The 19,383-nt window shown below is 73.0% G+C and carries 14 protein-coding genes; 4 read left to right on the top strand and 10 right to left on the bottom strand.

Features of this window, described 5'->3' with window-relative positions; all coding sequences use genetic code 11:
- Positions 1-41: 41 nt before the first annotated feature.
- The 8 genes from gap to ACFVU3_RS23835 form a co-directional block, all read right to left on the bottom strand.
- The gene (gene gap / locus ACFVU3_RS23870) at positions 42-1,052 is read right to left on the bottom strand and encodes a type I glyceraldehyde-3-phosphate dehydrogenase (protein ID WP_390069088.1); all 1,011 of its coding nucleotides are present in this window, start codon (positions 1,050-1,052) and stop codon (positions 42-44) included.
- 222 nt (positions 1,053-1,274) lie between these two features.
- Positions 1,275-4,229, bottom strand: coding sequence for a M14 family zinc carboxypeptidase (locus tag ACFVU3_RS23865; protein ID WP_390069086.1), 2,955 nt, complete (start codon positions 4,227-4,229; stop codon positions 1,275-1,277).
- Positions 4,230-4,589: 360 nt separating this feature from the next.
- The gene (gene whiA / locus ACFVU3_RS23860) at positions 4,590-5,579 is read right to left on the bottom strand and encodes a DNA-binding protein WhiA (RefSeq protein WP_030746080.1); all 990 of its coding nucleotides are present in this window, start codon (positions 5,577-5,579) and stop codon (positions 4,590-4,592) included.
- A complete protein-coding gene (yvcK, locus tag ACFVU3_RS23855; RefSeq protein ID WP_390069084.1) occupies positions 5,570-6,610 on the bottom strand; it encodes a uridine diphosphate-N-acetylglucosamine-binding protein YvcK in 1,041 nt (346 codons plus the stop codon). Before yvcK ends, whiA begins: the two co-directional genes overlap by 10 nt.
- Complete coding sequence (rapZ, locus tag ACFVU3_RS23850) at positions 6,607-7,587, bottom strand: RNase adapter RapZ (protein ID WP_079021787.1); 981 nt, start codon at positions 7,585-7,587, stop codon at positions 6,607-6,609. Before rapZ ends, yvcK begins: the two co-directional genes overlap by 4 nt.
- Positions 7,584-9,566 carry an excinuclease ABC subunit UvrC gene (gene uvrC, locus ACFVU3_RS23845; protein WP_390069082.1) on the bottom strand — a complete coding sequence of 661 codons (1,983 nt, stop codon included), beginning with the start codon at positions 9,564-9,566 and terminating at the stop codon, positions 7,584-7,586. Before uvrC ends, rapZ begins: the two co-directional genes overlap by 4 nt.
- 280 nt (positions 9,567-9,846) lie before the next feature.
- A complete protein-coding gene (locus ACFVU3_RS23840) occupies positions 9,847-10,716 on the bottom strand; it encodes a hypothetical protein (protein WP_390069081.1) in 870 nt (289 codons plus the stop codon).
- A 2-nt stretch (positions 10,717-10,718) separates the two neighbouring features.
- On the bottom strand, positions 10,719-11,354 hold the full coding sequence (locus ACFVU3_RS23835; RefSeq protein ID WP_390069079.1) for a papain-like cysteine protease family protein: 636 nt from the start codon (positions 11,352-11,354) through the stop codon (positions 10,719-10,721).
- Positions 11,355-11,601: 247 nt separating this feature from the next.
- Here ACFVU3_RS23835 and ACFVU3_RS23830 point away from each other — a divergent pair, with 247 nt between their 5' ends.
- On the top strand, positions 11,602-12,531 hold the full coding sequence (locus tag ACFVU3_RS23830; RefSeq protein ID WP_390069077.1) for a hypothetical protein: 930 nt from the start codon (positions 11,602-11,604) through the stop codon (positions 12,529-12,531).
- A 12-nt stretch (positions 12,532-12,543) separates the two neighbouring features.
- Here the strand turns inward: ACFVU3_RS23830 and ACFVU3_RS23825 are convergent, their stop codons facing one another.
- A complete protein-coding gene (locus tag ACFVU3_RS23825; protein WP_390069075.1) occupies positions 12,544-12,981 on the bottom strand; it encodes a Rieske (2Fe-2S) protein in 438 nt (145 codons plus the stop codon).
- Between the two features lie 211 nt (positions 12,982-13,192).
- Positions 13,193-16,222, bottom strand: coding sequence for an excinuclease ABC subunit UvrA (uvrA, locus tag ACFVU3_RS23820; protein WP_390069073.1), 3,030 nt, complete (start codon positions 16,220-16,222; stop codon positions 13,193-13,195).
- Positions 16,223-16,459: 237 nt separating this feature from the next.
- Here uvrA and ACFVU3_RS23815 point away from each other — a divergent pair, with 237 nt between their 5' ends.
- From ACFVU3_RS23815 to ACFVU3_RS23805, 3 genes are all read left to right on the top strand, one after another.
- On the top strand, positions 16,460-17,149 hold the full coding sequence (locus tag ACFVU3_RS23815) for a maleylpyruvate isomerase family mycothiol-dependent enzyme (RefSeq protein WP_390069071.1): 690 nt from the start codon (positions 16,460-16,462) through the stop codon (positions 17,147-17,149).
- A gap of 47 nt (positions 17,150-17,196) precedes the next feature.
- Positions 17,197-17,853 carry an MBL fold metallo-hydrolase gene (locus tag ACFVU3_RS23810; RefSeq protein WP_390069069.1) on the top strand — a complete coding sequence of 219 codons (657 nt, stop codon included), beginning with the start codon at positions 17,197-17,199 and terminating at the stop codon, positions 17,851-17,853.
- Between the two features lie 141 nt (positions 17,854-17,994).
- Complete coding sequence (locus ACFVU3_RS23805) at positions 17,995-19,296, top strand: MFS transporter (protein ID WP_390069294.1); 1,302 nt, start codon at positions 17,995-17,997, stop codon at positions 19,294-19,296.
- Positions 19,297-19,383: the final 87 nt, after the last annotated feature.

Raw genomic sequence — 19,383 nt, 5'->3', positions numbered from 1 at the left:
CCTGCTCACATCGAAAGCCTGCCCTGCTGAACCCTAGTACGTCAGAGCTGGTCGCCGACGAAGGTGGTGAGGTCGACGAGACGGTTGGAGTAGCCCCACTCGTTGTCGTACCAGCCGAGGATCTTGATGTTGTTGCCGTCCTGGACCATGGTCAGGGAGGAGTCGAAGGTGCACGACGCCGGGTCGCTGACGATGTCCGAGGAGACGATCGGGTCCTCGGTGTAGAAGAGGATGCCCTTGAGCGGGCCGTCCTCGGCCGCCTTCTTGAAGGCTGCGTTGACCTCGTCGCGGGTGACCTCGCGGTCGAGGGTGACGACCAGGTCGGTGGCCGAGCCGGTCGGGACCGGGACGCGCATGGCGATGCCGTCCAGCTTGCCCTTGAGCTGCGGGAGGACCAGGGCGGTGGCCTTGGCGGCACCGGTCGTGGTCGGGATGATGTTCTCCGCGGCGGCGCGGGCGCGGCGCAGGTCCTTGTGCGGGAAGTCCAGGATGCGCTGGTCGTTCGTGTAGGCGTGGACCGTCGTCATGAGGCCGCGGACGATGCCGAAGTTCTCGTCGAGGACCTTGGCCATCGGGGCGACGCAGTTGGTGGTGCAGGACGCGTTGGAGATGACGTCGTGGTTCGCCGGGTCGTACTTGTCCTGGTTGACGCCCATGACGATGGTGATGTCCTCGTCCTTGGCCGGAGCCGAGATGAGGACCTTCTTCGCGCCGCCGGCGAGGTGCTTGGCGGCGTCCGCCCGCTTGGTGAAGATGCCGGTGGACTCGATGACGATGTCGACGCCCAGGTCGCCCCACGGGATGTCGGCGGGGTCGCGCTCGGACAGCACCTTGATGGTGTGGCCGTCGACGGTGATGGTGTCGGCGGTGTGGGACACCTCGGCCTTGAGGCGGCCCAGGATGGTGTCGTACTTCAGCAGGTGGGCCGTGGTCGCGGTGTCGCCCAGGTCGTTGACGGCCACGACCTCGATGTCGGCACCCTGCTCAAGGAGCGCGCGGAAGTAGTTGCGACCGATACGGCCAAAGCCGTTGATGCCTACGCGGATCGTCACGAACCGATCTCCTCGTTAGGAAAGCCGGGTGATATGTCACACCGGCTAGATCTTGATTTTTTTGGGATGTCCCCGACCGCTTCCGACCCTACCTCCACCGCCGCCCCCGGGTGACATCGAGCGCTGCCGTTCGCGCCCGGAAAATCCCCGGAAAATGGCCGACGGCCCGTACCTGTCAACAGGTACGGGCCGTCTTGGGACCTTCGGCCCCACTACTCTCCGTCAGCGGCGGAGCGCGGTGAGGGCACGGTCGAGGAGCCGCTGCCGTTCGGCCCCGGATCCGACGTGCTCCAGGCCGAAGCCGAGGAGGACGGTGTCGCGGGTGGTGACGGCGGCGACGGAGTGGAACAGGCCGGGCGAGCGGGCCCAGTCGGCGGCGTTGCCGGGGCTGCCGGCCGGTGCGCCGGGGACGGTCCAGGCGCCGAGCGAGCTCTCGAAGCCCTCCCGCTCGGTGCCCGCGGCGGTGACCAGCCGGACGTCGTCGACGAAGGCGCCGGTCTCGCCGGTGCCGGGGTCGGAGACGTACGACAGGGAGAGCTCGACCTGCTTGCCCGCCCAGGCGGAGAGGTCGACGGACGCCTGCCGCCAGCCGTTGGAGGGGCCGGTGAAGGCGTGCCAGGCTCCGGTGGTGCCGGTGGGCGCGCAGCCGTCCTCGCCGAGGGTGAGGTAGCGGCCGAGGGCGGGGTGGAGCTTCAGGTAGTAGCCCTCGCCGCAGTCGGCGGGCGGCTCCGCGGAGGTGCCGCCGTTGCGGTCCGGCAGGGTGGTCCAGTCGTCCTGCCCTGCGGTGCGGGCCTCGACGACGAGGTTGTCGTAACCGGGCTCGGTGTCGTAGCTGATCTGGAAGTCGAGCCGGGGGCCGTCGGCGGCGGTGGTGCCGGTGAGGTCGACGGTCCGGGTGAGCCGGGCCCAGGTGTCGTCGGCGTGCCGGACGGCGGCGAAGGTGCTGCCCTCGGCCGGTTCGAACGGGGTCCGCAGGCCGGGGTAGTCGCCGGCCGGGGCGCTGGAGGCGAACTGCGGGAACCGCTCCGGGTCGAGGGTGCCGGAGGTGACGGTGAAGGCGCCGGCGTTGTCCAGCGGGTTGCCGTCGGCGGCGCCGAGCCCGGTGGCCGGTCCGGCGAGGCGGCCGGCGCCGGCGAAGGACGACGGGCCGTTCAGCCCGGCCCGGTGGTAGGCGCCGAGGTAGTACTGGGCGAAGTCGTTGGACTCGGCCCGGCCGATCCGGGTGAGTCCGCCGGTCTTCTCGCCGGCGTTGAGCAGCTTGCCGCCCTCGTTGAGGTAGGAGCGGACGGCGAGCTGGACGGCCCCGGAGGGCCGCTCGGCGCCGGTGTACCAGACGACGGTGCGGAAGTGGGAGAGGGTGCCGAGGGCGTGCGGGACGCCCTGGGTGGCGACGTCCCAGACGGCGGCCTTCCGGCCGGTCGCGGCGAGCGTCCCCGTGTACGTGTCCGCGTGCCGGGCGGCGCTCGTCCCGCCTTCCTCGGCGAGGACGAGGACGTCCCCGCGGGCGCGTTCGGCGACCTTGTACGTGAAGGGGGTGGAGGCGGTGGTCCGGCCGTCGCGGCCCCGGGCGGTGAACCAGACCTCGACGGAGTCGCCGGGCCGGGCGCCCCGCACCTCGCCCCGGTACTGGTCGTAGTACAGGTTGTCCTCGCCGCCGTAGGTCTCTCCGCCGTCCCACGCCTCCACTCCGGCGCGGTGGGTGCGGCCGCCGTTGATCCGGTAGTGGAGGGTCTTGGCACGGAGGGACGCGCGGGCGGTGACCGCGACCTGCTGCTCCTCGCCGGCGGCGGCGTAGGAGGTGGTGAACGGGTCGGGGGTGAGGGCCGCGGCCGGGGCGCCGACCGGGGAGACCGGGTCGTCGGGGCGGGCGGCGGACTCGGCGACGGCGAGCGCGAAGGGGATGTTCTTGGCGAACTCGGCCTGGATCAGCTTCTCGTCGTCGGGGAAGGTGAAGACGGAGGCGCAGTCGGCGGCCTCCCAGGCGTCGTCCGGGTCGACCCGGGAGGCGGTGGCGCAGGTGGACATCTCCGGGGTGAACATCTGCATGCCGTTGACGTTGGCGGCGTGTCCGTCGGCCTCGCCGTTGGTGATGTACAGCTCGGAGGAGACCTGCGGCCGGTAGCCGGGGACCGCGGAGTTCTGCGGGGTGCCGGCGAGCGCCCTGAGGGCGGTGTCGTCGGGGGTGTCGGTGGCGACCTGCCAGCCGACGCCGTACAGCAGCAGCTGGGCGGCGGAGTGGTAGTTGATGCCGTACGAGAAGCCGATGCGCTTCTGGAAGGCGTCCAGGGCGCGGGTCTCCGGCTCGGACATGGGGCCCTTGCCGCGGAAGGTCTCGTCGGCCGGGTCGGGGGACGAGCCCTCGTCGTCGTAGCCCCACTTGTAGGCGAAGTTCCGGTTGAGGTCGACGCCGTCGCCGGTGCCGATCGCGCCGTCGCCGTCGTTGTCGCGGAGGTTCTTGCGCCACTGGCGGTTGGCCGGGTCGGCGTGGGTGAAGTCGTAGCCGTCCGGGTTGGCGGAGAGCACGAACCACAGCTCGGTGGAGTCGACGATCCGGGTGATCCGCTCGTCGGTGCCGTAGTTGTCGAGGTAGTGGTGGAACAGCCGCCTGGTCATCTCCGGGGTGATCCACTCGCGGGCGTGCTGGTTGGAGAGGTACAGGGTGGCCGGCCTGCTGCCGTCCTTCGCCTTGCGGGCGCCCTTGCTGACCTTGACCGCGAGGATGTCCTGGCCCTTGAGCGTCTTGCCGATCGAGACGACCTTGGTGAGGTCGGGGTGGGCGGCGGCGGTGGCGAGGAGCTCCGCCTTGAGGCCGCCGGAGCCGCCGTACGGGCGGAAGACGCCGTCGCCGGCGGCGGCCGAGCGCCGGACGGCGGCCGGGCCGGGGTCGTGCTCGGCGACCGGGACGCCCCGGCCGCGCAGCGCTCCGGCCTGCGCCTCGGTGAGGTACACCTCGACGGTGGCGGTGCCGCGTTCGGGCACCTGCTCGGTCAGTTCGTGGCCGTCGGCCCCGGCCTCCAGGAGCAGTGGCACCTGCTCCTTGGTGACCGTGGCCCGCCATACGGAGAGGGCGTCGCCGCCCTCCGGGTCCGCCGGCCGCGCTCCGGCGGCGGGTGCCGCCGCGACTCCGGCGATCAGCAGTGAAGCGGCGGCGAGGATCGCGCGCGCCCTTCGTCTCATGAGCCCCCCTCGGTGTGATCCGTCACGAAGAAGAACGGATGCCAGGCTCATGGGCGTCCATGGGCCTGTCAAGGGTGCCTCGCCGCAACACGCCTGGGACACACGGATGCTGATGCGACTTCAGAAAGGTTTCATCGCTGCGGAGTTCATGATTCCCACCGCTGAACCGGGGACGCCGGAGCGGGAGGGGATGGGTGACGGGGACGGGAACGGGGACGGGAACGGGGACGGGGACGGGAACGGGGACGGGAACGGGGACGGGAACGGGGACGGGAACGGGGACGGGAACGGGGACGGCCCCCGCCCCGGGCGGGGCGGGGGCCGTACGGACCGGGGCCGGGCCGCGGGCCGGGGCCGGGCTCAGCCGACCAGGCTCTCGTCCAGCTCCTCCGTCAGGTTCGACTCGGTGCCGGGGATGCCCAGGTCCTGCGCCCGCTTGTCGGCCATGGCGAGCAGCCGGCGGATCCGGCCGGCCACCGCGTCCTTGGTGAGCGGCGGGTCGGCGAGCGCGCCCAGCTCCTCCAGGGACGCCTGCTTGTGCTCCATGCGCAGCCGTCCGGCGGCCGCGAGGTGCTCCGGCACCTCCTCGCCCAGGATCTCCAGGGCGCGCTGCACCCGGGCGCCCGCCGCGACGGCGGCGCGGGCCGAGCGGCGCAGGTTGGCGTCGTCGAAGTTGGCCAGCCGGTTGGCGGTGGCGCGGACCTCGCGGCGCATCCGCCGCTCCTCCCAGGCCAGCACCGACTCGTGCGCGCCGAGCCGGGTGAGCAGGGCTCCGATGGCGTCGCCGTCGCGGACCACGACCCGGTCCACACCGCGGACCTCGCGGGCCTTGGCGGCGATGGAGAGCCGGCGGGCGGCGCCGACGAGGGCGAGCGCGGCCTCCGGGCCGGGGCAGGTGACCTCCAGGGAGGAGGAGCGGCCCGGCTCGGTCAGCGAGCCGTGGGCGAGGAAGGCTCCGCGCCAGGCCGCCTCGGCGTCACAGGTGGCCCCGGAGACGACCTGCGGGGGCAGGCCCCGGATGGGGCGGCCCCGGCCATCGACCAGACCCGTCTGCCGGGCCAGCTGGTCGCCGCCGGCCACCACGCGCACCACGAAGCGGGAGCCGCGCCGCAGCCCGCCGGGGGCCATCACGATCAGTTCCGAGCTGTGCCCGAAGATCTCCAGGATGTCCCGCTTCAGCCGCCGGGCCGCCATCGCCGTGTCGAGCTCCGCCTCGATCACGATCCGGCCGCTGACCAGGTGCAGACCGCCCGCGAACCGCAGGATCGACGAGACCTCCGACTTCCTGCAGCAGGTCCGGGTGACGGGAAGCCGGGAGATCTCGTCCTTCACCGCTGCCGTCATCGCCATGGGCCGATCCTTCCATGCATCCGAAAAATACGGTCGTACGCGGCGGCCAACTGCTCCGGGTCGTGCTTCGGAGAGCCGTCGGCACGGGCCACCGGCGCCAGCTCGAGCGCGGCGCCGAGCCGCTTGGCGGCGTCGACGAGGGGTTCCCTGGCTGACACGTCGGGCACGGCGGCCTCGTCGGCCAGCACCACGTCCAGGGCGAGTTTAGGGGCGTGTCGTCCCAAAACCTCCAAATGACGCTGCGGGGAGAAGCCCTCTGTTTCTCCCGGCTGGGGCGCGAGGTTCAGCGAGAGCACCTTGCGGGCCTTCGTCTCGACCAAGGCGTCGAGCAGTTCGGGCACGAGCAGGTGCGGAATCACCGAGGAGAACCAGGACCCCGGGCCGAGGACGACCCAGTCCGCGTCGAGGACCGCCGCGACGGCCTCCGGCACGGCCGGCGGGTCGTGCGGCACCAGGTGCACGGACTGCACCTCCCCCGGGGTGAGCGCCACGGTGGCCTGGCCGCGGACCGTGTCCACGTCGTCCGGGCGCGCCGGGTCGTGGCCCCTGACCAGGGCCTGGAGCTCCAGTGGCACGGCGGACATGGGCAGCACCCGGCCCTGGGCGCCGAGCAGCCGGCCGACCAGGTCGAGGGCCTGCACGGGGTCGCCGCCCAGCTGCTCCCAGAGGGCGACGATCAGCAGGTTGCCGACGGCGTGGCCGCCCATCTCGCCCTTGGACCGGAAGCGGTGCTGGATGACCCGGGCCCAGGTCTGGCCCCAGTCGTCGTCGCCGCAGAGGGCGGCGAGCGCCTTGCGCAGGTCGCCCGGGGGCAGCACGCCCAGTTCCTCCCGGAGCCGGCCGCTGGAGCCCCCGTCGTCGGCGACGGTGACGACGGCGGTCAGGTCACCGGTGATCCGCCGCAGCGCGGCGAGGGAGGCGGAGAGGCCCATGCCGCCGCCGAGGGCGACGACCTTCGGCTGGGCGCCGCGCCTGCGGAGCGTCCGCTTCACCGAGAGGGTGGAGGAGGAGCGCCGGCGGTACGGCTTCACTCGCGCCCCATGTCACGGTGGACGACCACCGTCTCGACGCCCTCGGCGGCGATGCGGGCGGCCAGCTTCTCGGCGGTGGCGACGGAGCGGTGCTTGCCGCCGGTGCAGCCGACGGCGATGGTGACGTACCGCTTGCCCTCGCGGCGGTAGCCGGCGGCGATCAGCTGGAGCAGCTCGGTGTAGCGGTCCAGGAACTCCTTGGCGCCGGGCTGGTTGTAGACGTAGTTCGCCACCTCCTCGTTGAGGCCGGTGTACGGGCGCAGCTCGGGGACCCAGTGCGGGTTGGGCAGGAAGCGCATGTCCACGACGAGGTCGGCGTCGACGGGCAGGCCGTACTTGAAGCCGAAGGACATGACGGTGGCCCGCAGCTCGGGCTCCTCGTCGCCGGCGAACTGGGCGTCCATCTTGGCGCGCAGTTCGTGGACGTTGAGGCTGGAGGTGTCGATGACGAGGTCGGCGTCGCCGCGCAGCTCGCGCAGCAGGTCGCGCTCGGCGGCGATGCCGTCGACGATGCGGCCGTCGCCCTGGAGGGGGTGGGGGCGGCGGACGGACTCGAAGCGGCGGACCAATGCCTCGTCGGAGGACTCCAGGAAGACGATCCGGCGGGTGACCTGCTTGGCGTCGAGGTCGGCGAGGGACTCCCGCAGGGCGTCGAAGAACTGCCGGCCGCGGACGTCGACGACGACCGCGATCCGGGCGACGTTGCCCTGCGAGCGGGCGCCGAGCTCCACCATGGTGGGGATCAGCGCGGGCGGCAGGTTGTCGACGACGAACCAGCCCAGGTCCTCCAGACACTTCGCCGCGGTGGACCGGCCGGCTCCGGACATGCCGGAGATGATCACCAGCTCGGGGATGGCCGCCTCGGCGCCGTTGTCGCCCGCGGTCTCCTTCGTGCCCGTACTCACGTGTCCTGCTCCGTCTTCTCGGTGGTGCCCGTCGTGCGTGTGGTGCCCGTCGCCGGGGTGGCGGTCGGTCATGCGGTGGTGCCCCCGTCGTCTTCCATGATCTCTCCTGTGGCCGTGTTCACGGCGGGTGCGGCGGGGGCCGCCTGGGCCAGGGCCACGGCGATCGCCTCCGCGGTCTTCCGGCCGAAGCCGGGGACCTCACAGATCTGCTCGATTGTCGCCTGCTTCAGCCGCTTCACCGAGCCGAAATGCTTGATCAGGGCCTGTTTGCGCGTGTCGCCGAGACCGGGGACGGCGTCGAGGGGGCTGCTCCGGAGCCGTTTGGTCCGCTTGGAGCGCTGGTAGCGGATGGCGAAATCGTGAGCCGTGTCACGGACCCGCTGGAGCAGGTAGAGGCCCTCGCTGGAGCGGGGCAGCACGACCGGGTCGTCCTCGCCGGGCAGCCAGACCTCCTCCAGGCGCTTGGCGAGGCCGCAGACGGCGACGTCGTCGATGCCGAGCTCGTCGAGGGCGCGGCGGGCGGCGGCGACCTGCGGCTGTCCGCCGTCGACGACGACGAGCTGCGGCGGGTAGGCGAAGCGCTTGGGGCGGCCGTCGTCGCCGGCCTCGTCCACGGCGACCTCGCCGTCCTCGCCCCACTCCCCGGTCCTCTCCTTCTCGGCGAGGTAACGGCGGAAGCGGCGGCCGATCACCTCGTGCATGGAGCGGACGTCGTCCTGGCCCTCGAAGGTCTTGATCTGGAAGCGGCGGTACTCGCTCTTGCGGGGCAGCCCGTCCTCGAAGACGACCATGGAGGCGACGACGTCCTCGCCCTGGAGGTGGGAGATGTCGAAGCACTCGATGCGCAGCGGCGCCGACTCCAGGTCCAGGGCCTCGGCGATCTCCTCCAGGGCGCGGGAGCGGGTGGTGAGGTCGCTGGCGCGCTTGGTCTTGTGGAGGACCAGGGCCTGCTGAGCGTTGCGCGCGACCGTCGCCATCAGATCCTTCTTGTCGCCGCGCTGCGGGATCCGCAGGGAGACCTGGGAGCCGCGGCGGCCGGAGAGCCACTGGGTGACGGCCTCGGCGTCCTCGGGCAGCGCCGGGACCAGGACCTCCTTGGGGACGGCGTCGCCGCTCTCCTCGCCGTACAGCTGCTGGAGGGCGTGCTCGACGAGCCCGGCGGTGTCGACGGCCTCGACCTTGTCGGTGACCCAGCCGCGCTGGCCGCGGACGCGTCCGCCGCGGACGTGGAAGATCTGGACGGCGGCCTCCAGCTCGTCCTCGGCGAGGGCGATCAGGTCGGCGTCGGTGGCGTCGGCGAGGACGACGGCGCTCTTCTCCATGGCGCGGCGCAGCGCCTCTATGTCGTCGCGGAGCCGGGCCGCCTTCTCGTACTCCATGTCCTCGGCCGCCACCATCATCCGCTTCTCCAGGCGGCGGATGTACGTGCCGGTGCGGCCGGCCATGAAGTCGCAGAACTCGGCGGCCAGTTCCCGGTGCTCCTCGGGCGTGACCCGGCCGACGCAGGGGGCCGAGCACTTGCCGATGTAGCCGAGCAGGCAGGGGCGTCCGGCCGAGGCGGCGTTGCGGAACACCCCGGCCGAGCAGGTCCGCACGGGGAAGACCCGCAGCATCAGGTCGACGGTCTCGCGGATCGCCCACGCGTGCGCGTACGGCCCGAAGTAGCGGACGCCCTTCTTCTTGTGGCCGCGCATGACCTGGACGCGCGGGAACTCCTCGTTCAGCGTGACCGCGAGGTAGGGGTAGCTCTTGTCGTCCCGGTACTTCACGTTGAACCGGGGGTCGTACTCCTTGATCCAGGTGTACTCCAGCTGGAGCGCCTCGACCTCGGTCGAGACCACCGTCCACTCCACGGAGGCGGCCGTGGTCACCATGGTGGCGGTCCGCGGGTGGAGGCTCACGAGCGGCTGGAAGTAGTTGGCCAGCCGCTGCTTCAGCGACTTCGCCTTCCCGACGTAGATCACCCGCCGGTGCTCGTCCCGGAACTTGTAGACACCCGGCGAGTCCGGGATCTGACCCGGCTTGGGGCGGTAGCTGGAGGGGTCGGCCATGGCCCCCACCCTACTGGCGGAGAGCGACACCGAGGGCGTGCGCACGGGCGCTCCCGGGCCCGTCCCGGGCGGCGCGCCCGTCGGCCCGGGACGCCTCGTGGGCGTCCCGGGCCGTGCGCGCCGGCGGTCGGCCTCGTGGGCCGGGCGGCGGGGGCGGGAGGGGCGGTGCGGGAGCGGCTCCGGCCGGAAGGGCCAGGACTCCCGCGCGGGTGGGGCGGGACTCCGGGGCGGACGGGTCAGGACTCCTCGGCAGGTGGGTCGGGACGCACGGGCGGGCGGGTCAGGACTCCCGCGCGCGGCGGGCGGTCGCGCGGCGGCGGAGGGCGGCGGCGCCGGTGAGGGCGAGGGCCGCCACGGCGCCGAGGGCGGCGATCGTGGAGGCGGCGGTGGCCGCGGCGGGCTGGTGGTGGGGCTCGGCGGCCGTGGGCGCCGCCGGCCGGGGCCCGGGCGCCCCCGCGGCCGCCGCGCGGGCCGGGGCCGGAGCGGCTCCGGGGGCCGCGGCGTCGGGCGCGTAGCCGCCCGCGGCGCCCTTGCGGGCGTAGGCGGAGCCGGGGAGCTTGTCGGCGTACGCGCGCGTGACCCGGTCCCGGTAGGCGGCGAGGGTCGTCCCGTTCCTGCCGACGGCGGTCACCGCGTCCTCGTCCAGCGGCAGCACCTTCGTGCCCTTCTGGACGTACCAGGCGTCGATCTGCGGCTCGCGGAAGACCAGGCCGCCGGGGAGTCTGCGGGCCCCCTCGCGCGCGTACCGGAGCTCGTCGTCGCCGGTGGCGATGTTCACCACCTGCCAGCCGCCGGGGCGCTTCACCGTCCACAGGGACGCCTTCTGTCCGTCGGCGGCGACGGCGAGGCTGGCCCGGAACTCCTCGCGGGCCACGGGCGCGCCCGCCGTGCCGGCGACGAAGTCCGCGGAGAGGATCCGCACCGGAACGGACGCGCCGGATATCCGGGGCGCCGCGGCGATACGGGCGAGCGCCCCGTCGCGGGCGAAGAAGCGGCCCAGGGTGGCCAGGGTCTCCGGTGCGGCGGCGGCCCGCTCGGCGGTCGGCGCGACCGGCAGCGGGTCGGTGGCCGGGGCTGCCGCGGCGGCGGGTGCCCCGGCGGCGAGGGCGAGGAGCGCGGCGGCTCCGGTGACGAGTGCCGTGGTGGTCATGATCACGCCCCGATCCGGTAGAGGGAGTGGGTCCAGGAGAAGGAGGCGTTGTTCACGTACCACGCGTGGGAGGCCCAGTTGTAGCGATTGCTGGAAGGCCACGGGTCTCCCCAGTACACCCAGCTGTTGGCGTCGTCGTAGCCGTACAGCACGTGCATGTGGCCGCCGCCGCCGGCCCACTGGATGCGGGTCTCGATCGGCCGGTCGGCGTCGATCTCGGTCTGGACGGTGGAGTAGCGGAGCCAGCCGTCGACGTACGAGCCGGGGCTGACGCCCGCCCAGGAGAGGCCGGTCTGGACGTTGCCGAGCGTGGCCTGCCAGTTGGGGCAGTCGTACCCCTGCTGCCGCTGGAAGGCGGCGTTGCAGAACTGGTTCTGGCTGTAGCCGCGGCCGAACCAGGTGGCGATGGTGTTCCCGCCGGCCGCCCAGCACCAGTTGGTCTTCTGCTGGGCCTGCATGGTGATGTTCAGCCGCTTGGAGGCGAGGACGGCGGCGGCCTCGCCGGCCGCGGGTGCCGGGGCGGAGGCGGGGACGGGCGCCGGCGCGGCGGACGCCGAGGCCGCGGTGGGGACGAGGAGGAGCGCTGCGGCGGCGAACGCCACGAGGCCCCTCTTCCTGTTCTGGAGTCGTCTGCGCATGGGGGTTCCTCCCAGTGCGGGGGGTGGGGATGGGTGGGGGGTGCGTGGGGGGTGGGGGTGGCGTCCGGACACCGCTTGGAGCATCGGTCGTTGTCGGGAGCGGGTCAACACGCTTCAATGCGGGGTGACATCGGGCTGTGAACGGTGGGGCGTACGTGTGAACGCGCGCCCGCCGTCCACCAGCCCGCCCGCCGCCCGGGCCGCGCCGGTCCGCGGCCCGGGCGTGAACGTTCACCGAGGAGCCCGTGTGAGCCACACCGAGGCCGATCTGGTGCAGCTGCTGCACACCGGCCCCTTCCACCTGGCGCTGCGCACCGCGCTGGCCGTGCGCGGCCTGCCGCTCCAGCGGGTCCAGCACCATCTCGCCCATCGGGGGGTGAAGGTCGGGGTGACCTCGCTGAGCTACTGGCAGCAGGGCGCGCGCCGGCCCCAGCGGCCGGAGTCGCTGAAGGCGGTCCGGGCCCTGGAGGAGGTGCTCCAGCTGCCGGGGAACTCGCTGCTGCGGCTGCTGTCGGAGGACGCGGCGGCCCGGGAGGGGGTCGAGCGGCCGGCGGGCCGCTCGTACCGTTCGCTGGTGGAGGCGTCGGGCGCGGTGGAGGAGCTCTTCGCGGAGCTGGAGTCGCCGGCGGACGGCGGGCTGCACACGGTCGGCCACCACGAACGGGTGCGGATCGGGCCGGGCCGGGAACTGGTGGGGCGCGCGTCGCAGCACGTGGTGCGCGCGCACCGGGACGGCGTCGACCGCTACCTCGCCATCCACCACGGCGATCCGGGCTGCGACCCCTCCGGGGTGCGCGTCCTCGCGGTGGAGAACTGCCGTACGGGGCGGGTGCGGTGGCACGCCGGGACGGGGGTGCTCGTCGCCGAGCTGCTCTTCGACGCGCGGCTGCGGGCCGGCGACACCCATCTGTTCTCGTACGGCTTCGAGGACGGGACGGCCGGTCCGAGCGGCGAGTACGTGCGCGGCTTCAGCTTCGCGGGCGGCCAGTACGTGCTCCAGGTCGCCTTCGACGAGGCGGCGCTGCCGGTACGGTGCCGGCGCTTCGCCCAGGCGTCGGCGGGTGCGCCGCGCGGTGGCCGGACGGAGCTGACGCTCGGCGGCCGGCACCGCACGGTGCACCTGGTGGAGCAGGGGGTGCGTCCCGGGATCCTGGGGATCGACTGGGACTGGGAGTGAGCCCGGCGGGGGTCAGGCGGAGGGCGCGGCCTTCGGTCCCGCGACCAGCTGTCCGCCCTCGACGCGGACCTCGACGGCGGGCAGCGGGACGGTGGCGGGGCCCTTGAGGGCCTTGCCGGTGGTGACGTCGAAGCGGCTGCCGTGGCAGGGGCAGTTGCCCTCGTTGTCCTCGATCTTGTCGAGGACGCAGCCGGCGTGGGTGCACTGGGCGCTGAACGCCTTGTACTCGCCCTTGGCCGGGCAGCTCACCAGGAGCCGCTGCTCGCGGTAGAGCTTGGCGCCGCCGACCGGGACCTCGTCCGGCGAGCCCAGGGCGACCGGCGCGGTGGGCGTCGGCACCCCGGCGTGGCCCAGCTTGGACTCGGTGGAGCAGGCGGCGACTCCCAGCCCGGCGGCACCGGCGAGAGCGGCACCCTTCAGGACGGTGCGGCGGGTGGACTGGCCGGACATGATCGTTCTCCACGGGGGCGGGGGACGGTGGTCTGCCCCGACGATACCCGCGCCGTTTGGTGCGGTTTCGGCCGGGCCCCGGGCGCGGTACGACGACCGCGCCCGGGCCCGCGAGGGCTGCCCGTGCCGTCCCGCGGGCCCCCGAAGGGGCCCTGCCCGTGCCGTCCTGCGGGCACCCCGAGGGGGCCGCCGGACGGCACGGGCGACGGCGTCACGCCTTGCGGGTGCGGGCCGCCGTCTTCTTGGCCGGGGCCTTCGCCGTCTTGGCCGCCTTGGCCGCCGTGGCGGTCTTCGCGGTGGCCGTCTTCTTGGCGGGGGCCTTCTTCGCCGGGGCCTTCTTGGCCGCCTTCTTCGCCGCCGCGCCGCGCGGCGCGCGGACGCCCGCGTCGCTGATCCGGTCGGCGCCGAGGATCCCGCGGAGGAACTTGCCGGTGTGGCTGGCCGGCTCCGAGGCGACCTCCTCGGGGGTGCCCTCGGCGACGACCATGCCGCCGCCGCTGCCGCCCTCGGGGCCCATGTCGATGATCCAGTCGGCGGTCTTGATGACGTCGAGGTTGTGCTCGATGACGATCACCGAGTTGCCCTTGTCGACCAGACCGGACAGCACCGTGATCAGCTTCGAGATGTCCTCGAAGTGGAGACCGGTGGTCGGCTCGTCCAGCACGTAGACCGTGCGGCCGGTCGACCGCTTCTGGAGCTCGGAGGCGAGCTTGACGCGCTGCGCCTCGCCGCCGGAGAGCGTCGGAGCCGACTGCCCGAGCCGGACGTACCCGAGCCCGACCTCGTTGAGCGTCCGCAGGTGGCGGGCGATCGTGGGGACGGCCTCGAAGAAGTCGAGGGCCTCCTCGATCGGCATGTCCAGGACCTCGGCGATGGACTTGCCCTTGTAGTGGACCTCCAGGGTCTCCCGGTTGTACCGGGCCCCGTGGCAGACCTCGCACGGCACGTACACGTCCGGGAGGAAGTTCATCTCGATCTTGATCGTGCCGTCGCCGGAGCAGTTCTCGCAGCGGCCGCCCTTGACGTTGAAGGAGAAGCGGCCGGGCAGGTAGCCCCGGACCTTCGCCTCCATGGTCTCCGCGAAGAGCTTGCGGACGTGGTCGAAGACACCGGTGTACGTCGCCGGGTTGGAGCGCGGGGTGCGGCCGATCGGCGACTGGTCGACGTGCACGACCTTGTCGACGAGGTCGTCGCCGTCCACGCGCGTGTGGCGGCCGGGCACCGTCTTGGCGCCGTTCAGCTCGCGCGCCAGGTGGGTGTAGAGGATGTCGTTGACCAGCGTCGACTTGCCGGAGCCGGAGACGCCGGTGACGGCGGTGAGGACGCCCAGCGGGAAGGAGACGTCGATGTCCCGCAGGTTGTTCTCCCGGGCGCCGTGCACGGTGAGCAGCCGGCCGGGGTCGACCGGGCGGCGGACGTCCGGGGTGGTGATGGCCCGGCGGCCGGACAGGTACTGCCCGGTCATCGACTCCTCGTTGGCCAGGAGCTCCTTCAAGGTGCCGGAGTGGACGACCTTGCCGCCGTGCTCGCCGGCGCCGGGGCCGATGTCCACGACCCAGTCGGCGACCTTGATGGTGTCCTCGTCGTGCTCGACGACGATGAGCGTGTTGCCCATGTCGCGGAGGCGGACCAGGGTCTCGATCAGGCGGTGGTTGTCGCGCTGGTGGAGGCCGATGGACGGCTCGTCGAGCACGTAGAGCACGCCGACCAGGCCGGAGCCGATCTGGGTGGCGAGCCGGATGCGCTGGGCCTCGCCGCCGGACAGGGTGCCGGCCGCGCGGTTGAGCGAGAGGTAGTCGAGGCCGACGTCGACGAGGAAGCGCAGCCGCTCGTTGACCTCCTTGAGGACCCGCTCGGCGATCCGCTTGTCGCGGGCGTTGAGCCTCAGGCGCGAGAGGAACTCGGCGCAGTCGCTGATGGACATGGCGGAGACCTCGGCGATGGACCGCTCCATCACGGTGACCGCGAGCACGATCGGCTTGAGCCGGGTGCCGTGGCAGGTGGGGCAGGGCACCTCGCGCATGTAGCCCTCGAAGCGCTCCCGGCTGGAGTCGCTCTCGGCCTCGCTGTGGCGCCGCTTCACGAAGGAGACGGCGCCTTCGAAGGCGGGGCTGGTCCAGGCGCGCTCGCGCCCGTACCTGTTCCGGTAGCGGACCTCGATCTGGGTCTTGTGGCCGTGCATGAGGGCCTTCTTGGCCCGCTGCGGGAGGCCCGCGTAGGGGATGTCCGTGCGGAAGCCGAGGGCCTGGGAGAGCCCGTCGATCATCCGGCCGAAGTACTCCTTGGTGTGGCCGTGGGACCAGGGGTGGATGGCGCCCTCGTCGAGCGACTTCTCCTCGTCCGGGACGACCAGCTCGGGGTCGACCTCCATGCGGGTGCCGATGCCGGTGCAGTCCGGGCAGGCGCCGAAGGGCGAGTTGAAGGAGAAGGAGCGGGGCTCCAGCTCCTCGAAGGAGAGGTCGTCGTAGGGGCAGTAGAGGTGCTCCGAGTACATCTTCTCGCGCTCGGGGTCGTCCTCCGCGAGGTCGACGAAGTCGAGCACGACCATGCCGCCGGAGAGCCCGAGGGCGGTCTCGACGGAGTCGGTGAGGCGGCGCTTGGCGCTGTCCTTCACGGTGAGGCGGTCGACGACCACCTCGATGGTGTGCTTCTCCTGCTTCTTGAGCGCCGGCGGCTCGCTGAGCTGGATCGTCACGCCGTCCACCCGGGCGCGGCTGTAGCCCTTGGTCTGGAGGTCGGCGAAGAGGTCGACGAACTCGCCCTTGCGCTCGCGCACGAGCGGGGAGAGCACCTGGAAGCGGCTGCCCTCGGGGAGCTCCAGGACCTTGTCGACGATGGCCTGCGGCGACTGGCGGGAGATCGGCCGGCGGCACTCGGGACAGTGCGGCTTGCCGATGCGGGCGAAGAGGAGGCGGAGGTAGTCGTAGACCTCGGTGATGGTGCCGACCGTGGAGCGCGGGTTGCGCGAGGTCGACTTCTGGTCGATGGAGACGGCGGGCGAGAGACCCTCGATGAAGTCCACGTCCGGCTTGTCCATCTGGCCGAGGAACTGCCTGGCGTACGAGGAGAGCGACTCGACGTACCGGCGCTGCCCCTCGGCGAAGATCGTGTCGAACGCGAGGGAGGACTTGCCCGATCCCGAGAGCCCGGTGAAGACGATGAGGGAGTCACGGGGGAGATCGAGCGAGACGTTCTTGAGGTTGTGCTCGCGCGCGCCACGGACGATGAGACGGTCGGCCACGCCGGTCCGCACCTTTCTTGAGAGAGCGGAGGGGAGAGCGGGTGCGCCCGGACAGCCGGCCCGGACAGATGCGCCTGGACGGATGAGCCGGAACACCCGAAGCACTCAACAACCAAGGATGCCGGATGCTTCCTCGGTCGCCGGTTGCCGCCACCGAGCCTATAGCACGTACATTCGATTTCCGGGGTTCGCCCGCCTGCTTCACCCGAACGAGTGGTCGGCGCTAGGGTCGGCGCCATGATCGACCACGAGCGCGACCTCGCCTCCCTGCGCGAAGCCACCGAGCGGCTGCTGACCGACGCCGCCTCCTGGGACAACGCGTCCGTCGCCGAGCCGTCACGGCTTCCCGGCTGGACCCGCGGCCATGTCCTCGCCCACCTGGCCAGGAACGCCGACGCCCTGGTGAACGTCCTCGAAGGCCGGCCGATGTACGCGAGCGCCGAGACGCGCGACGCCGACATCGAGCGCGACGCCCCCCGCCCCCTCGACGCCCAGCTCGCCGACGTCCGCGCGACGGACGCGCGCTTCCGGGAGACCGCCGCCGCGCCCGCCGACTGGAGCCGCACCGTCGAGCTGCGCAACGGCGTCACCGACAGCGCCTCCCGGATCCCCTTCCGCCGCTGGGTGGAGGTGGCCCTGCACCACGTGGACCTCGGCTGCGGCTACGAGCTGGAGGACCTCCCCCAGGAGTTCGTCCAGCGCGAGATCGACTTCCTCGCCGAGCGCTTCCGCGGCCTGGGGAGCGTGCCGCCGACCGTGCTGTGGACGAGCGACGGACGCACCTGGACGACCGGCGCCGCCGAGGGCGAGGGCGGCGTCGTCGTCACGGGCCCGGCGGCCGAGCTGCTCGGCTGGCTGGCCGGGCGCCGCGACGGCGCGGCGCTGAAGACCGAGGGCGGCCCGCTCCCCCAGCTCCCGCCGCTGTAGCCGCCCTTCCCGGGACCGCTGTCGGCGGGCGGGGCTACGCTGAGGCCATGACGTACAGCGGAACGGTGAGGGTGGGCGGTCCGGCCGACGTCCACGAGCTGAAGGACCTGATGATCTCCAAGGTCGCGGTCGGCCCGATGGACAACAACGCGTACCTGTTGCGCTGCCGGGCCACCGGTCAGCAGCTGCTGATCGACGCGGCCGCCGAGGCGGCGACCCTGCTCACGCTGATCGGTGACGACGGCATCGCGTCCGTCGTCACCACCCACCGGCACGGCGACCACTGGCAGGCCCTGGCCGAGGTGGTCGCCGCCACCGGCGCCACCACGTACGCGGGCGCGCACGACGCGGAGGGCATCCCCGTCGCCACCGACGTCCTGGTGGAGGACGGCGACACCGTCCGGGTCGGCGAGGTCGAGCTCACCGCCCGGCACCTCGTCGGCCACACCCCCGGCTCGATCGCGCTGGTCTACGACGACCCGCACGGCCACCCGCACCTCTTCACCGGCGACTGCCTCTTCCCCGGCGGCGTCGGCAACACCCGGCAGGACCCGGAGGCGTTCGCCAGCCTCCTGCGCGACGTGGAGACCAAGCTCTTCGCCGCGCTGCCGGACGAGACCTGGGTCTACCCCGGCCACGGCAAGGACACCACGCTCGGTGACGAGCGCCCCCACCTCCCGGAGTGGCGCGAGCGCGGCTGGTGATCCCCCCCGGTGCCGAAGCGCCCCCGGTGACACCGGGGGCGCTCCCGTACGCCCCCGTAACCCGGACGGCGGGCGGGTAGTTGGCGGCACATGCACCCCAGTCACGCTCCGTCGCCGCCGACGGCCCGTCCCACCCCCTCGATGCCCCGGCTCGCCGCCGCCTCCCTCGTCGGCACCGCCATCGAGTTCTTCGACTTCTTCGTCTACGGGACGGCCGCGGCCCTCGTCCTCGGGCCGCTCTTCTTCCCCACCTTCTCCCCGCTCGCCGGGACCCTCGCCGCCTTCGGCACCTTCGCCGTCGGCTTCCTCTCCCGCCCGATGGGCTCCGTCCTCTTCGGGCACATCGGCGACCGGCACGGGCGCCGGCCGGTGCTCTTCGCCTCCCTGCTCCTCACCGGCTGCGCCACCGTCGCCGTCGGCTGCGTCCCCACGTACGACGCGATCGGCGTCGCCGCTCCCCTGCTGCTGCTCGTGCTCCGCTTCCTCCAGGGACTCGGGCTGGGCGGCGAGTGGGGCGGGGCCGTCCTGCTGACCGCCGAGCACGCCCCGCCGCACCGCAGGGCGCTGTGGGCGAGCTTCCCGCAGATCGGCCCGGCGGTCGGCTTCCTCCTCGCGAACGGCGCGATGCTGGCGCTCACCGCCGGGCTGAGCGACGCCGACTTCCGGTCCTGGGGGTGGCGGGTGCCGTTCTGGGCGGCGGGCCTGCTCGCCGCCGTCGGGCTGCTGCTGCGCTCCTCGCTCGCGGAGACCCCGCAGTTCGAGGAGCTGTCCGCGTCCGGACGGCGGGCGAGCGCCCCGCTCGCCGAGGTGGCCCGCGACCACTGGCGGCTCGTCCTGCTGACCGCCGGGGCGCTCGCCGTGGGGTACGCGATCTTCTACGCGGTCTCCACCTGGGCGCTGGCCTACGGCACCGAGAAGCTCGGGGTGAGCAGCACGGTGATGCTGCTCTGCGTGATGGCGGCGGTGGCGGTGAAGGGCGCGGCGACGCCGTTCCTCGCCCTGCTGGGCGACCGCTGGGGCCGCCGGCCGCTCTGCCTGGCGGGGTGCGCGGCGGCCGCGCTGTGGATGTTCCCGATGGTGGCGCTGCTCCACACCCGGCAGCCGCTGCTGATGTTCCTGGGCTTCCTGGGGGCGCTGCTGGCCTTCATCACGATGTTCGCGGTGGTCGCCGCGTACCTCCCGGAGCTGTACGAGCCCCGGGTGCGCTGCACGGGCGCGGCGGTGGGCTACAACCTGGCGGGGGTGCTCGGCGGGGCGCTGACGCCGATCGTGGCCACCACGCTGTCGGAGGGCGGCGGCTCGGGCCCGCCGTGGGGCGTGGCGGCCTATCTGACGGTGGTGGCGCTGGTGAGCCTCGGCTGCTTCGCGCTGCTGCCCGAGACGCTCCCTGAGCGCCGCCCCCAGGAGGCGGTGGAGGAGGAGGCCGAGGGGGTGCCCGCCTAGCCGAGGGGGTGCCCGCCCAGGCCGTCCCTTCCGGATCCCGCCGGGCACGAGAACGGCGACGGCCGGCCCGGGCGGGATGCCCGGGCC

It is taken from the genome of Streptomyces sp. NPDC058052, from assembly GCF_042885515.1.
Lineage (GTDB): Bacteria > Actinomycetota > Actinomycetes > Streptomycetales > Streptomycetaceae > Streptomyces.
The sequence above is the reverse complement of the archived record's forward strand: the minus strand, read 5'-3'. Positions and strand labels throughout refer to the sequence as shown.

What these genes read in the sequence shown, in the direction of transcription:
- ACFVU3_RS23865 (WP_390069086.1), bottom strand. Translation starts at nt 4,229, where the DNA reads ATGAGACGAAGGGCGCGCGCGATCCTCGCCGCCGCTTCACTGCTGATC.
- whiA (WP_030746080.1), bottom strand. Translation starts at nt 5,579, where the DNA reads ATGGCGATGACGGCAGCGGTGAAGGACGAGATCTCCCGGCTTCCCGTC.
- rapZ (WP_079021787.1), bottom strand. Translation starts at nt 7,587, where the DNA reads ATGACCGACCGCCACCCCGGCGACGGGCACCACACGCACGACGGGCAC.
- uvrC (WP_390069082.1), bottom strand. Translation starts at nt 9,566, where the DNA reads ATGGCCGACCCCTCCAGCTACCGCCCCAAGCCGGGTCAGATCCCGGAC.
- ACFVU3_RS23840 (WP_390069081.1), bottom strand. Translation starts at nt 10,716, where the DNA reads ATGACCACCACGGCACTCGTCACCGGAGCCGCCGCGCTCCTCGCCCTC.
- ACFVU3_RS23835 (WP_390069079.1), bottom strand. Translation starts at nt 11,354, where the DNA reads ATGCGCAGACGACTCCAGAACAGGAAGAGGGGCCTCGTGGCGTTCGCC.
- ACFVU3_RS23825 (WP_390069075.1), bottom strand. Translation starts at nt 12,981, where the DNA reads ATGTCCGGCCAGTCCACCCGCCGCACCGTCCTGAAGGGTGCCGCTCTC.
- ACFVU3_RS23815 (WP_390069071.1), top strand. Translation starts at nt 16,460, where the DNA reads ATGATCGACCACGAGCGCGACCTCGCCTCCCTGCGCGAAGCCACCGAG.
- ACFVU3_RS23810 (WP_390069069.1), top strand. Translation starts at nt 17,197, where the DNA reads ATGACGTACAGCGGAACGGTGAGGGTGGGCGGTCCGGCCGACGTCCAC.
- ACFVU3_RS23805 (WP_390069294.1), top strand. Translation starts at nt 17,995, where the DNA reads ATGCCCCGGCTCGCCGCCGCCTCCCTCGTCGGCACCGCCATCGAGTTC.